Source organism: uncultured Ruegeria sp., from assembly GCF_947489545.1.
Classification (GTDB): domain Bacteria; phylum Pseudomonadota; class Alphaproteobacteria; order Rhodobacterales; family Rhodobacteraceae; genus Ruegeria.
Map to the genome: position 1 here is coordinate 1 of NZ_CANLDZ010000044.1, position 14,649 is coordinate 14,649.

The 14,649-nt window shown below is 60.1% G+C and carries 9 protein-coding genes; 6 read left to right on the forward strand and 3 right to left on the reverse strand.

Translation table 11 applies throughout. From position 1 onward, the window contains the following. The 5 genes from Q1B13_RS26125 to Q1B13_RS26145 all read left to right on the forward strand — a co-directional run. Positions 1-322, forward strand: a 322-nt coding sequence (locus tag Q1B13_RS26125; protein ID WP_299085764.1) for a hypothetical protein, incomplete at its 5' end; no start/stop codon positions are given. Between the two features lie 37 nt (positions 323-359). Beyond that, a complete protein-coding gene (locus tag Q1B13_RS26130; protein ID WP_299085765.1) occupies positions 360-698 on the forward strand; it encodes a hypothetical protein in 339 nt (112 codons plus the stop codon). Between the two features lie 36 nt (positions 699-734). Then, on the forward strand, positions 735-968 hold the full coding sequence (locus Q1B13_RS26135; RefSeq protein ID WP_299085767.1) for a hypothetical protein: 234 nt from the start codon (positions 735-737) through the stop codon (positions 966-968). Between the two features lie 40 nt (positions 969-1,008). Continuing rightward, complete coding sequence (locus Q1B13_RS26140) at positions 1,009-1,281, forward strand: hypothetical protein (protein ID WP_299085769.1); 273 nt, start codon at positions 1,009-1,011, stop codon at positions 1,279-1,281. A 393-nt stretch (positions 1,282-1,674) separates the two neighbouring features. Further along, positions 1,675-1,884, forward strand: a complete 210-nt coding sequence (locus Q1B13_RS26145; RefSeq protein ID WP_299085771.1) for a hypothetical protein — start codon at positions 1,675-1,677, stop codon at positions 1,882-1,884. A 263-nt stretch (positions 1,885-2,147) separates the two neighbouring features. Here the strand turns inward: Q1B13_RS26145 and Q1B13_RS26150 are convergent, their stop codons facing one another. Genes Q1B13_RS26150 through Q1B13_RS26160 form a run of 3 tightly spaced genes read right to left on the reverse strand, consistent with a single transcriptional unit; the run spans position 2,148 to position 3,699 of the window. Then, entirely contained in the window at positions 2,148-2,687 is a 540-nt protein-coding gene (locus tag Q1B13_RS26150; protein ID WP_299085773.1) for a hypothetical protein, read from the reverse strand. Beyond that, a complete protein-coding gene (locus Q1B13_RS26155) occupies positions 2,684-3,364 on the reverse strand; it encodes a ParA family protein (RefSeq protein WP_299085775.1) in 681 nt (226 codons plus the stop codon). The genes Q1B13_RS26150 and Q1B13_RS26155 overlap by 4 nt, the downstream gene beginning before the upstream one ends. Further along, a complete protein-coding gene (locus Q1B13_RS26160) occupies positions 3,361-3,699 on the reverse strand; it encodes a hypothetical protein (protein WP_299085777.1) in 339 nt (112 codons plus the stop codon). Before Q1B13_RS26160 ends, Q1B13_RS26155 begins: the two co-directional genes overlap by 4 nt. A 757-nt stretch (positions 3,700-4,456) precedes the next feature. On the opposite strand from Q1B13_RS26160, the gene Q1B13_RS26165 reads away from it, so the two are divergent. Further along, positions 4,457-14,563: an AAA family ATPase gene (locus tag Q1B13_RS26165; protein ID WP_299085778.1), complete on the forward strand. Its 10,107-nt coding sequence runs from the start codon at positions 4,457-4,459 to the stop codon at positions 14,561-14,563. The last annotated feature ends 86 nt before the right edge of the window (positions 14,564-14,649 follow it).

Genomic DNA, 14,649 nt, shown 5'->3' on the forward strand with positions numbered 1-14,649 from the left:
GCGTCAGGGGGCCGAAAATCTCTCGTATCTGATCCCGTCGTGGTGGAAGGCGCAAAAAGAGATCCGCGCCAGGGCGCGGATCACATCTTTCTTTTTGTGCGCCTCAAGCAGAAAAACGGTTTTTACCCGCAAGCGGGCAAAGTTTCCGTTTTTCAGCCTGACCACCCCGCCCGGATCAGCTCCGGATCTTTTCCATCGGCCCCCCTCCTTTCCGGGGAAAAACGCGGAAGGGGTGCGGGTGTCGATGTCAGTCCAGCAGGCCGTTGCCTTGGCCTGCTGTGTTCAAACCGAACCACAGGTGGAGAGCACGGGCGCGTGCTGAAACCGTGCAGGACAATGAAGGGCGAGGAGATAGAAGCATGGTGAAGATTTTTTGCGACAATCCGGGATCGTGCATTGAACCGGATGGGTATGAACTGGACAACGATAGCTGGGAAACCGATTGCCCGGATTGCGGTAAAACAGCCCGCCATCATCATTGGGAAGAGGTCGTAGGCGGAAGCATCAATCAGTATTTCACAATCCAGTGTGAGCATTGCGGTCACATCAGTGGCAATGGTCTTGATGTCGATGAGATCGAGCGCTCCCTGTGCCCCTTTGATGTGATCATCGGGGAGTTTGAGGGATACATCGCAGGTCTGATGGAAGAGGTGTGTCAGCGCCTCGATGCCATTCCCACATGGGTCTGCAATCGCTGAGAAAACCCGAAAAGCAAATGGAGAGGATCGAAGAGAATGGCATGGATAGTGCAGAGATTTTCAATCGACGGGCAGTCGGTTAGCAAAGACGGTGACTACCTTTTCTACAACGGGGAGCGCTGGTCGTGGGGCCTGATCCCCGATGAGTTCACCGACGAAAAGGAGGCCGAGCGTCTGGCGAGTGATTTCAGCGACTACTTTTGGTGCATTGGCTACGGTCACCGCTGCAAGGCCCTGCCCTTTAACCAACCGAAACCACTGGCGGAATAACCATTTTCCACCTATATTCGATATGAAGGAGACCATGCCTATGGCGCAGTCATTGCAAATCGACACTCTGGCCTTTTCGAAGAGCCTCAAGAAAGCTGGCGCAGACGAGAAACTGGCCGAGGCCATTGTCGAAGGCATTTCAAAGGTCGATACGTCCGATCTCGCTACAAAAACTGATATCACGCAATTGCGTGGTGAGATCAAGGATGTGAAAGTTGAACTCAAAACCGAGTTTGCCGCGCTCTACAAACACCTCTGGCTGATGGGGCTTGGAATTGTTGCGCTGGTGACAGCCCTCGACAAGCTTCTGTAATCCGCCAATGCGCGGAGTTGTCAGGCATTAGTGGCCCGCCTTGGCGGGCTTTTTCTTTCTGGGCAGATTGCCCCTATCAATTAGAACCCACAATCGTTGCAGGTCAGGCGCATCGCATCATTTGCACGTTGCGCCTGGCGGCTCCCGTGCCATTCGTGCCCGGCTGTTAACCTGGCCCGCGCCGGGCGCGGCCCAGGGCCGGGCGGCCCACCCCCACACGGTCTTGTCATTATCCCACACCGGTAAAGGACTTCACGCCGCGCAAGCGCGTCGCTCGCACGCCGCCTTCAGCGGTCCTTGACTCGGCGTGTCCAAATGCCCGCGACCGTGCAGGGCGGGCGAGTTCGCTTTGCTTTCACGCGGTTTACACCCTATATTCAAAGGAGAACATCAATGAGCATGAACGACATGACCGAAGCTGAATCAAAAAAGCTGGACGCCGAGATCGCAAATCTCAACGCACTGTCAGCCAAGCTGGCAGCGGAGACTTTCAAACTGAATGCGGAAGGATCCAAGATCAATACTGAGAACCGTTGGTATCTCATGATTGTTGGTGCCGCGTTCTTCGCCGGTGCAGCAGCGTTCACCAAGCTCTTCCTGTGACAGTTTGCGGCCCCTCGGGGCCACTTTTCTGCGTTTCCGCATGATGTTGGGCAGATCGCCTGTTTCATAACAATTGAAAAGACCTGCGGTGCGATTGCACCGCGCGACCAGTGCGCAGCCAATGGCCGCGCAGTCGCCGAGGGGGTACCCCCCCTTCGAAATCCCCGGTTTTGAGATATCGGCGAGCCGAAATTTCCTCCAGAAGATTTTGGGCCAGACTTTCAGAGGTTGGGTGCCGGGGCCGCCCAGGCGGCCCCAATTGCCTAGAAACGTCGGAACGTGTCGAGAGGGTTTTCTTCAGATGCAATGTAGCCGCTTTGACGGGGAGCGGCTGAAACCGGACCTGCCCCCGCCGCATCTGTGGTTGGCTTGTTTGATGGCTTTGGTCGCAACAGGCGGATGACATTGCCAAGCGCAAGTATCCCGGTCGAGACGATCAACACCCATGGCAACAGCCAATCGGAGATCGCCACGCCCGCAATTAACCACGTTGTCAGATCGGATTCTGTTAGAAACTTGTATTGTGGCCCGGTGGCCTGCACCGTGAGACCGCCCTCGATGTTCGGCCAGTATCGGAACAACACAAAAGCGGTGAGCAAGCCCAAAGCATCGCGGGTTCCTTCGGACGGCGACCAGACGAGGCAACAGGTTATTGCTTCAACGCCCCAGAAAAGAGCGAAGATGATCACAAGAAGATAGGTCAGTTGAGGTAGCCCGAACCGGGTCTCGACCGCGGTGACTGCGGAGATCGCGACCATCCAGAGGATCGCGGGGCGCAGTATCGCGGAGAGCAGGCCCTTCATGCCGCATGTGCTGTGCCGTAGATCGCGGCCAGCCCTTGCAGAAGCGCCTGCGCATTTTGATGCGCCGACGTTAGTGCGGGCGCAGGTGGCAAATCCTGCAACAGACATCCTTCGCTGAATATCTGGCGGTAGGCGTCTTTTTCCAGAACGGGTGGATCCAGCACCGGGAAGCCCTGATCCGTCAGCTGATCGCCAATGCCTTTTTGGGTTCGCGACTTGATCGCGGCCGGAACCCGCGTTGGAACAATCACGTTCGGTCGAGCCCGGCCGGTACGGGTTTCCAGCTTGGTGAGAAAGGTCCGAACCTTGGTCGCCTCATCGTGATCGAGGGCGGAATATTGCATCGGGATTAGAACCAGATCGGCTAGCTGAACGGCCTGCGCCGATCGCGCGTTTTCCGTGCCTTCCGTATCCAGCAAAATGAACTCCGCCTGCCCGGACGCCTTCTCTATGTTACTCTCCAATTCGGAGCCTTCCGGATCGGTGTCAACGATGACCGGGATCCGTTTCGCCAGGTCCGAGCGGTTCACCCAGTTCAGCAACGGTGTGTTTGGATCGCCATCGATGAGCGCGACGGTTCCGCCAAGCCTCATTATCTCTCCGGCTAGGATCGCGATGAGTGTTGTTTTCCCTGCACCGCCCTTGGTGCTGGCAGTGGCCCAGACATGTGCGCTCAAAGTGTGTCTCCTTCTTCATCGCCCCTCGATTTGGCCAGAGCCTTGGCTGCTTCGCGCATGGTGCGGTTCATGGTCCAGTCGTTGGCGAGCGCAATGTCGTAGAGGTAGGCTTTGATTTCGACATCGATGCGGTGGTTGAAGGGTTCGGTCCCAGATTTCCTGCGTCCCTTCAGTGAGCGAACCGGTGAGGACTTCGGCTTCGGATTAGCTGTGGCGGTCTTCGGCTTGGCGCCCAGGTCGAGTGCGGGGTCCCCTTTGGCAGGCCCCTCTTCTGAGTTGGCGGCGTCTCTAATATTTTGGAGGGCGTTTTCGAACGCGCCCGGTTGTCCGGCCATGAGCGTTTCCCTTCGTTCCGGTAAAGTGCAAAGGCAATTGCCTGTTGATCATCCAGATAACATCAGGGCTAGTTGCACTATGTTTGCCAATGTAACCAACTGGCAAAATGCCGGGCAACAGCAATCGCAATAGCCAGCAGCTATCAAGTGATAGCCGAGACAAACAACTGGGCATAAAGACTGGTAATGCCAGTTCTATTGCCCTTCTGGTTGAGGGGCCAGAAGGTGTTTTGCACGTGTGATGGGGCTCCGGTGAGCCCCTGAGCGCGCTGTAGAGCGGGCTCAACAAGGGTCCGCGGCTCCCTTACCCCTGCCAAAATACAGAAACCGCGCTCAGCGGCCCGGATATCGCGCCTGTGGCGATTTCTGCAGGTCGCCCTGCCCTACAGTGTTGACCCAAAGCGCCCGCGTTCTGGGTATGTGACCGCCAGTGGGGTCAGGATAGCCAGCGCGTCAGCGCTGAAAGCCCTGCATGCCGCTGGCCGCCAGTACAGCGGGGCAGATTGATGCCCTGCCTGTCCGGTCTGGCACCAGCGTCGCACGGCTAGCATCTCGCGATGTCGGTCGATCTGAGAGGATCGGTGTCAACTTCGCCTTTGGCACTTCGTGGCAAATCTGGCGCTTACCACGGGAACAGGGCTCTGGGTTGGCACGAAGCCTGTGACAGAGAGATATCCGAACTGATTTTGTAAGAAACCAACATAGGCGCGCTTATACACGACTTTGCAAGTCGTGTAGACGGTGATAGAATGCACCCATGGCGATTTATCACTTCCGAGTCGGGATTGCCTCTCGTGGAAGAGGTTCAGGTGCTGTCGCCAGCGCCGCCTATCGTCATGGGGCAAAGATGAAAGACATCACGACCGGGCGGACTTACGACTATCGTGGAAAGGATGAAGTTACTCACACCGAAATCACCCTGCCGAAGGACGCCCCTGATTGGGCAAAGCAGCGGTACCAGACCTTTGCAGGCGATGTGCCCGAGGCTCGAGTTGAGGTCGCAAAGGTCTCCCTGCGCCTCTGGGAAGATCTGACCCTCTATGAGGCCAACAGTAAAAATTCGCGTCGCGACATGGCGCAACTGGCGCGCAAAATCACGATCTCACTACCCATTGAACTGAGCCACGAACAGAATGTGAAACTGGCCCGTGGCTTCATGGAGCGCAGCTTTGCAGCGCGGGGTATGGTGGCGGATTGGGTCATTCACTCTGCGGATGGAAACCCCCATTTGCACGTCATGCTGAGCCTGCGGGATCTGGGAGCTGAGGGCTGGGGTAACAAAAACCGCTCGTGGAACGCCAGGTCTTTGCTGCGAGGATGGCGAATGGAATGGGCGAACGAGGCCAATTTTGCGCTGGAGCAAGCGGGATTTTCAGCCCGGATCGACCACCGTTCGCTGAAGGAACAGGGTATCGAGCTCGAGCCAGACACCAACAATCCGTATGTAGCCGAGCACGCAGAAGCGGCCGGAGAGGTGGCGCGGGAGAAAGAACGCATCGCCCGGGTGCGCCGGGACAACGCGGATTACCTCCGCGGAAATCCCGAGCATATCCTAACCGTGGTGTCCGCACGGGCTACGGTTTTTACCGAAGAGGATGTCAGGAGCGAGTTTAAAAAGCGTCTCGCGGGTGTGGATGAGGCGGAACTTCATGACCTCATGGGGCGGGCTTTTGAGTCACCCGAATTGGTTCGGGTGCCTGAAGAGGTGGCAGGTGCGCCGGTTCTGACTACCCGGGCGCGGCTTCATACGGAGCGCGAGCTGGTACTGAATGCGGTCGAACTGGCCGGAGAACAGCTTGATGTGGATGCGTCAGAGGGTCTGGATTTGCTGTCAGACAACCTGCGTGAGAGCCAGCGCCGGGGTGCTGAGGCGATGCTGAGTGCGGATCGGCTGACGCTGGTAACGGGCCATGCGGGCACCGGTAAGACCTTCACCATTGCCGAGGCGGCGAAGGTCTGGCGGGCGCGTGGGTATGAGGTTCTGAGCGGTGCGGCATCGGGTAAAGCGACGCAGGAACTGGCGGGCATTCGTGGTCTTGACGCGGCCAGTTTGGCGGCCTGGGAGTCGCGTTGGGCCCGGGACATGTTGCCGATTCAGGGCAAGTTTGTTTTCTTCATGGACGAGGATGGCATGGTGGGTGGCGACACCTGGGCGCGCATCCAGAAACGCATTTCCGAAATGGGCGGAAAGTTGATCGCCGTGGGTGATCCTGAGCAGCTGCAGCCAGTTCTGGATTCCGGCCCGTTGCCCGCCCTACAGGAGATGATCGACGTCACGGTCATGGACGAGATCATACGTCAGAAAAACCTCTATGAGCGAGAGGCTACGCGGCTGCTGGCGCTTGGTGGGGCGCATACGACCAGCGCGCTGGAGTACTATGAGAAGGCCGGCGCGATCCGATTTGTCGAGGATGACGGTGAGGCTTTCCGTCAGCTTGTGGAGGGGTATTTTGGGGACGGGTCGGTTAAGAACTCGAAAAAGATTGCCCTGGCGCTCTCTAATCGGGATGTCTGGGCGTTGAACGAGGTTCTGCGCGCTGAGGCGATCCGTCGTGGAGAACTCGGGTCGGCGGAAGTTGATTACGGCGAGATCAAGCGCGTCGACCGGCGCGGCCTTCGCGACGTGCGCCTGGAGCTGCCGCTCCTTGTGCGAGAGGGCGAGCGGCTGATCTTCACCGCGGCGCATCGCGAGCTCAACATTCCCAAATCCAGCATGGGCACCGTAACGCGATTACACCCTGCATGGATCGAGGTTAAGTTGGACAGCCAGGACGATGATGCAGATCCAGTCCGGATCGACACGAAAGCCTTTGGGCATTTCGATTACGCCTATGCAGCGACGATCCACAAGTCGCAGGGTATGTCGAAGAGCCAGCTTCATGTGCTGGCACATAAGCGGTTCAACCGGCACCTGGTTAACGTGGCGATGACCCGTCATGAACACCAGTTGGCCCTGTATGTGCCCAAGACCCGGATCAAGGATATGAGTGAACTGGAAAGACTGGCGCAGAACACCGGCTATCTGCGTATTGACGGGTCTATCGGTGCCACCGGCGAAATCCGCCAGTCTGCCCCTGCCCTGCAAACCAGTGAGTTGGTGGACGGACGCGAAGACTATGTGCAGGCAGCCGGGTTTATTGACCGTTTGGTCGAAGAGAGCTTCATGGGCGATCCGCATCTGGCGGGTGTGGCGGCGCGCGTTGGTGGTCTGTTGTCGGCTGAGTATGTGGATGGCGATCCAATCCTGGCGGAGGATCCGCAGGGCTATGTGCAGGACCCCCGCCGCCTGATCGATGACATGATGCGGCGCAGCGCGGTATTCCGGGCGTCGGATGTCGCGGATGGGCTGGCGCGGATCACGCCCGATCCGGAAACCTTCATGCGCCTTTTCCGCGAAGCGATGACCCATCCGGATCTGGTGATCCTGGATGAGGATGGCGCGCGAGGGGAAGGTCGGGTTTACAGCACGCGGACCCAGATCGCGCTGGAAATGGATGTGATGGATCGCGGGGTACGCCTGGCGCTACTGGAGCATTTGCCCAACGCGGCATTTGTACATGACATTCACGAGACCGACCTGCTCGATGCCGAGGTAAAATCCTCGGGCCTGACACTGGAGCAAGAGGCGGCATTCCGTGCCGCAGTGAAACGCCCAGGGCTGAGCCTCGTGAGCGGTGGATCGGGTTCGGGCAAGACCCGAGTGGCCAGCGCGCTGGCCCGGGTCTATCGCGCGGCCGGGGTCTATGAGGTCAATGCGATTGCGCCAACCAGTGCCGGTGTCGATCGACTGCGCCGTGCGGGTGAAGATGGCGCAATGAGTATCCGCCAGTTTGAGCAGCGTGTTGCGGATGGGCGCATTGAACTGATGCCACGCAGCGTAATCCTTCTGGATGAGGCTGGCCTTGTGGGTGCGGAGACGGCCGACCGGCTCTTTGCCCTGGCAGAGGCGCGCGGTTCGAAGCTGGTGGCCATGCGGGATACGGATCAGCTCTCCCCGTTGGAAGCGTCCCCTCTCTTCCGGATGCTCGAAGCGCGCGTTGGCGGGCATAGCTTGGGCGACAGTTTGCGCCAGGTAGATGCGGCGCGGGCACAGATGCTCGAGGACTTCCGGCAGGTGCCCGAGGATACGGATGGCGATGCGGCCGCGCGCGGCTTGGCGGCATTGGATCAGGCGGGTGTCTTTGAGGCGGGCGAGAGTCGGGTGAATGCACTGGATCAGGTTGCGGATTCATACGTGCGGGACGCCATGGCTTCGAAACTCGCCGTGGCACATTCCCGCTATGATGTGGATGCGTTGAACGGGCTGATCCGGGAAAAGATGGATTTGCGTTATCCAGAGCGGGTCGTGACAGAGAGCCCGCTTGGGTCTGCTGATGTTTTGAAGGAGGCTCCCATTGGATCGATCGCAGCGCTACGACCGGGGGACGTGATCCAGCTGCCGGGTGGCTATCGTGGGGCCGGTCTCTCCGCGGGCAGCGAAGGAGAGGTCCTGCGCCATGACAGCCATGGCGTGACGCTGAAGATGATGACGCCGGACGGGGCAGAGCGGCATCTGTCTTTTGCTGTGGAAGATCAGGATTTCCGATACCGCTTTGCCTTTGCCAATACGGTTCATGGGGCCAAGGGCCGTGGCTTTGGCTCCGTGCATGTTCTGGGCAGTCCCGGCATGACCCGTCAGGTTTTGCACACGGCCATGTCGCTGCATCAGGAGGAGCTGAAGGTGGTTCTGCCCGTTCCCGATGACATGAAGCTTTCTGCTGTGCGGGCCATTCAGCGCAAGGATGGTCAGGGGCGCGGTGTTCTGGATTACGGGTTTGATGTGTCGCTTGCAGCGCGCGAGGCGCAGCGCGGTCGGGCGATGGAGATCGACGAGGCGGCCATTGTAGATGGGGCCGAGCGGATGGCGCTCTGGGTTGGGGTTGAGGCTCCCACGGCAGAGAGCGCTGCTGACCCAGTGACTGATGAGAACAGGATTGGGCCTGTTGATGTGCCGGCGGCTCGCCCCCTACCCTATGGGGTTGGTGGTGAGGTTGCGGCCGAGTTAATCGGGGGGCAGATCATTGAGAGCGGAACTGCGCCTGCGGGGGATACCCGTGAGGCGCTGAACGAGATGGCGCGTCATGTTGTTGAGTCGGACCAGTGGCAGGCCCTGCAGAGGCGGTTGCCACCCGAGGCGGAAGCCCGTGCCGAGGAACTTGCCATGGAACGCGCCGGGCCATCCAGTTCGGGCCAGTCCCTGCCCACGGCTTTGGGCTTGGCACGGGGCGCCGTGGCGGCAGAAGCGCTTGGCGAGGATGCTCTGGCGGCGCGGTTCCAGCGTGGGCTTGATCTGTACGGCGCCCGTGCCGAAGAAGCGCGACAGAGTCCGGGGATCGAGGTGCTGGAGCCTGAACTGGTGGACGCCCTGCCAGAGCCCACCTGGTCACGAGTTTCCGAACCGGTGAGGGAAAGCCCGGCCAGCGCTGAGGTACGGAAAGCAAACATTGACTATCTACGCGCCAACCCGGATCACATCATGACCTTGATGGGGGCGGAGCGGGCTATCTTCACCGAGGAAGAGCTGGTGCAGTCACTCCGGTCTCATCTGGAAACCGGGCGCGAGGATGCGCAGGGTCTGGCGGATCATATCCTTTCGACGCCCGAGGTTGTGCAGATCGCGCAGGCCGGTCCGGGTGGTCAGGCACAACATAGTACCGGCGCGCGTGCTGCGGTTGAAGCGGACCTGATCCGAACTGGTGTTGCGATGGCGGCCGAGACGCTGGATGTTGACGCCAACGCGCATATCGACCTTCTCCCTGGCTCTCTCGAACCCGCACAGCGCCGTGCGGCCGAGGCGATGATCTCGCCTGAGCGTTTGACGCTGGTCACAGGCTTCCCGGGCGCAGGTAAGAGCTACACCATAGGCAAGGCCGCTGATGTCTGGTGCGCGCGGGGATATGAGGTGATCGGCGGCGCGATCTCCGGGTCCGCAACGCAGAAGCTGGGTGCAGATGTGAAAGTGCTCGATGTAGAGACTCTGGCCACATGGGAAAGCAGGTGGGAGCGTGGCTGGCGTCCGCAACAGGTCGATGCGACCGGGCGCGGCCGCTTTGTCTTCTTCATGGACGAGGCCGGTATGGTCGGCGGCGACACCTGGGCCCGGGTGCAATCGCGCGTCGAGGCGCTCGGCGGCAAGCTGGTTGCGGTCGGAGATCCGGAGCAGCTGCAGCCGGTCAGTGAAAGCTCTGCCCTGCTGGCTCTGCAGGACCTCATCGGCTTTACCGTCATGGATGAGGTTGTGCGCCAGGACAATCTGCTCGAGCGAGAGGCCTCGAAACAGCTGGCCCGTGGTGGTGATGAGGCGATCAGCGCGCTGCAGTTCTATTATAAAAAGGGTGACATCCAGTTTACCGAGGATATGGACGGAGCTGTTGCCCAGATCCGGCAGCGGTACTTCGAGGATGGCGAGCCGGCAGAAAGAATTGCATTGGCTTACACCAACCGGGACGTCTGGGTCCTGAATGAAGCGCTGCGTGGCGAGGCGATCAAACGCGGTGTGCTGGGGGATCAGGAAAAGACCTATGGTGAGATTGTCCGGATCCTGCGGGACGGGGATCGGGAACACCAGATCCGCCTGCCCCTGCAACTCCGTGACGGAGACCGGGTGATTTTCACCGAGGCGCATCGCGATCTCAGAATCCCAAAATCCAGTTTCGGCACCGTGCAGGCGATCCGGGACCGCGAGGTGGATATTCTCATCGACAAAGCCTCGAAGCCGGTGACGGTCGATCTGCGAGAATTCTCCGGGCTGGACTACGGCTATGCTGGCACCATCCACAAGTCGCAAGGTTTGACCGTCGACAAGGTTTATGCGCTGGGGCACGGCTATATGAACTATCACCTTGTCAACGTGATGATGACGCGTCACCGCAAGGGCATTGAGCTTTATGCCCCAAAAGACCGGCTGGAGGATATGCCCGCACTGGAAGCGGCCGTGTTGCGGAAGGGCTATCTGCGGTTGGATGAGGCCGGTGAAGCTGAGTATCCCCTGTCGGCTGCGGCGCGCGTGTCTGGAATTTCCCTGGCTGAGAGCGGTCTCGGCGTGGGACGTGTGGATCTGCTGAGCGATGGCCCGGCGACCGCACCTGTAGCTTTTGAGGCCGATGCGCACCTGGCCGGGATTGCGAACCGTGACAGCGGTTTTTTGAAGGCGAAGTTCACACAAGGCCAGGAACTGATCGAGAATGACCCGTGGGGATATGCAACTGAACCCACGCGCGTCATTGATGACCTCATTGCGCGGCAATCCACCTTGCGGGCGAGTGATGTGGCGGGTGCGCTGACGCGCGTCACACGGCACCCCGCAACATTCCTGCGGCTGTTCAAAGAGGCCATGCAGCGTCCGGACCTGGTTGTGCTGAGCGAAGAGGGTCACGGCGGCGAAGGCCGGATCTACAGCACCCGGGCGCAGGTGGCGCTGGAGATGGATGTAGTTGATCGCGGCTTGCGCCTGGCGCTGAGCGATCATCTGCCCGGTCAGGCTAAAGGGCAGCCGCTTCCAGGCGACGCGGTTTTGTCCAAAGTGATCGAGAGCAAATCTCTGGACGATGCGCAAGCGGACGCTCTGCGTGCGGCGACACGTGGGCCCCGGCTCACCCTGGTGCAGGGCGGGTCCGGGTCCGGCAAGACCCGCCTGGCCGGCGCAATTGCTGCAGCCCATCGCGAGGCCGGTTCGGATCATGTCTTTGCCCTTGCTCCCACCGGAACCGGGATTGGCGCGTTGCGCGCGGCAGGTGAAAAACGTGCCCTTAGCGCATCGTATTTCGCAGCGTTGGGAGAACAGGACCGGCTGCAGATGAGTGCCAGTTCAGTGGTTGTGATTGATGACGCAACCCAGCTGGATGCCGAAACCGCATCGAAGGTGATCAATGTTGTTGAAAAGAGTGGTGCCAGGCTGGTGATGTTGGGGGATCAGGACCAGCCGGGGCCCTTTGCGGCCGGGCCGGTATTCCGCTCCATGGCCGCGCGAGTGGGTGTGATTGGTCTGGGAGACAGTTATCGTCAGAGCAATCCGGAGATGGCCCGTGCGCTTGCAGCCCTGGCCGCGCCTGAACAAGGGGCTGCCGCGGCTGCGGCGCTGGATCAACTGGATCAATCGGACGTGTTCCAGGCGGCAGGTACCGCCAGCGGCGCGCTGGAGCGTTTGGCGCAAGATTACGTGACGGATGGATCCGATCGAAAGATTGCGCTGGCCTGGTCACGTGGAGATGTGGACAAGCTCAACGCGCAGATCCGCAGCGAGTTGGACAATGCCCTGCCGGAACGGGCGGACCTGCAGGCGGTCTATGCCCCGACCGGGTCGATTGTCGCGCTGCGCCCGGGCGACCGGATTGCGCTCTCGGAACGCTATGAGGCGGCGGGTCTGCGCCCGGGCAGCATTGGTGAGGTTCTGGCTCATGACGAAAGCGGTGTGCGGATCCGCTTGCAGAGCCCGGGTGCTGCGGCTCAGGAACTGGTGTTCAAGGGAGAGGATGAGGGCTTCAAATACCGATTTGCCTTTGCCAGCACCGTGCATGGGGCCAGGGGTGCAGGCTATGAGAGCGTCCATATTCTTGCTGCACCGGGCATGGCGCGCGAGGTTCTTGCGACCGGCATGGCGCTGCACGAGGACAAGCTGAACGTGGTGGTGCCAGCCAGCACAGAACGATCTCTCTCTGTTGTTCGCAAGGTCCTGCAGACAGATGGCCGCGCCAACGGTGTGATGGAGTATGGTGTCGATCCTGCGCTTGGTATGCGTCAGGCGATGCAGGGTCAGGTGTTGCAGTTGACGGGGTCTTCGGATCTGCCCCGTGGGGTTGGTGGTGAAGTTATGGGTGAGGTCACGGCGGCCGCGATCCGCGACACCGGCACGCCCCCTGCCCTGCAACAGCGCCGTCAACTCAACGCGCTGGTGAAACAGGCCACAGCCCGCGAAGGCGGCTTCTTCACCCGACGGGGTGTGTCCCGTGACGTGGCGGAGAAGGCCGACCAGATCGCACTCGATCGGGCAGGTCCGGGAACAGATGGTCGGGCGTTGCCCACCGCTGTTGTCCTGGCACGCGGTGCGGCCCTGGCCGAGCTGAAGGGTGAGGCCGGTCTGGTGGATCAGTTCCGCCGGGGGCTTGATCTTTATGCGGAGCGTGCGACGATCGCGCGGTCGGGTCCAGGAATTGCATCAATCGAACCGCAGATCGTCGAGCGTATGCCGCAGGCCCCTGCTCTTGCCCCGGAACGCCAGCCCACGCGCCGTCGCGCAGCCCCGATCCGGCCCGTGCGCCTGCCGCGCCTGGGCAATCTCAACCCCTATAGCGAGGCAGCTGTCGCCCGCCATCTCTTGAATGCGATGCTGCCGACCAAGCCTCGCGGCCCCGGCTTTTTTGAAACCTTCATCCAAGCCTATCAGGAGCATAGTCCACGCATGGCCAACACATCAGATACCCACATCACCAAATCCCGGTCCGGTGATTTGATTGTCGAAACTGCTAATCCTCTGGATAGTGCATCTCCTGCCAGAAGCACATCACGGCAAGAGCCTCATCTCGATAAGTTCAGCATCAATCGCATGGAAGAACGCATTCGCAAAGAGTTTTTGGCCGGCGCCAAACCTGAAGAGTTCGACGCCCGCTACGAACGCCTTCTGGGCATGGTCGAAACCGGTCAGATCGAGGCCCAGGCGTATACGCGGATTAGGCAAGAGCAGGCAGACTACCTGAAGGGCAAGCCGGAGATCATCGCGTCGCCATCCGCGCTTTACAGGATTGATCCTTTCCAGGAGACGATCGTCGACCGAAGCCTGATGGGTCGGGTTGAAGACCATGTGAGACAAGCGCAGATTATCTACGGCAAGGACAAGACCCGACATGCTGTCGCGCAGCTGTTCCGTGACCAATACCCGGACATGCCCGATCATCTGGCGCGCGGGTTGGGAGAGACCTATGTGACGGCGCTGCGTATCTACGATGACGAGCGCAATTACGGGATCCATCGCACTCCGCTGGCCAGACCGCGCCTGGGTCACCTCGCCCGCTCTCTGGCCTCAGCTGTCACCCAACATATCCCCGGCAACAACCCGGTTCATGATCGTGCGGATCTGCGTGGTGATATCCGGCGTTTGCTCTCTGACGGGGCGCAGTTTGCTCCGAAAGACGCGGAACAGATCACTCGTGCCGCACGCGAGATCGCACGGAAGCGCCACAACAACGACATCAAGAAAGAAGTCATCGGTCAGGTTATGAGGGAGAACGGTGCCCGAGGGACCGTCAGCAGCTACTATGTTTCCCGAGCGGTCAACGAAAACCAGAATCCTTTCTCTGAGGTCTTGCCGCAATTGGAACAGAAGTACGATGCTGAGCTTCAGGTGCGCATCGAAGCCGTGAAGCCAGATGACTTCACACCTACACAGGCGGACAAAGCCATTGCCCGGGCAACCGCGTTCCTGCCAACGACCTATCCCGAGCGGGGCAAAGAGGCTGCACAGGCTGTCGTGCGGGCCGCTGCCGCCTCAGCTTTGCCAATGGCCGAGAAAATCCGCGAGGAACGCAAAGAGCTGATCGAGGATCTGGCCAAATGGGGTGCGCTTGGAGAAGCGAAACAGAAAACCATGCTCGAGCGCATGTACACTGCATTCACCCACAAAGAGATCGAGCAGTTGGCAGATCCGCAAAGCCCGCTCCCCCGCTCCATACCCGCCCTGCCTCTGCAGCCGCAGAGCTTCCGCGCCGGTCTGATGGAATTGTTCCGATCCGACAACACACTGTCGTGGCCGTGGGCACAGCGTCATCACAGTCTGTCGAAAGACGTCGCGCGTGGACTGGACCGGGATCGCGGTGGCTATGAGATGGATTGATCGGGCATGGCAGCGAACCGGGATGCGTCCGATATGCTCGTAGGTGGGTGGCGCTAATCTACGTCGATGGCAAGGTAGTGAGGCCC

Excerpts from the sequence above, each read along its gene's own strand:
- Q1B13_RS26130 (WP_299085765.1), top strand. The coding sequence starts at position 360 with ATGGTGAAGATTTTTTGCGACAATCCGGGATCGTGCATTGAACCGGAT.
- Q1B13_RS26135 (WP_299085767.1), top strand. The coding sequence starts at position 735 with ATGGCATGGATAGTGCAGAGATTTTCAATCGACGGGCAGTCGGTTAGC.
- Q1B13_RS26140 (WP_299085769.1), top strand. The coding sequence starts at position 1,009 with ATGGCGCAGTCATTGCAAATCGACACTCTGGCCTTTTCGAAGAGCCTC.
- Q1B13_RS26145 (WP_299085771.1), top strand. The coding sequence starts at position 1,675 with ATGAGCATGAACGACATGACCGAAGCTGAATCAAAAAAGCTGGACGCC.
- Q1B13_RS26150 (WP_299085773.1), bottom strand. The coding sequence starts at position 2,687 with ATGAAGGGCCTGCTCTCCGCGATACTGCGCCCCGCGATCCTCTGGATG.
- Q1B13_RS26160 (WP_299085777.1), bottom strand. The coding sequence starts at position 3,699 with ATGGCCGGACAACCGGGCGCGTTCGAAAACGCCCTCCAAAATATTAGA.
- Q1B13_RS26165 (WP_299085778.1), top strand. The coding sequence starts at position 4,457 with ATGGCGATTTATCACTTCCGAGTCGGGATTGCCTCTCGTGGAAGAGGT.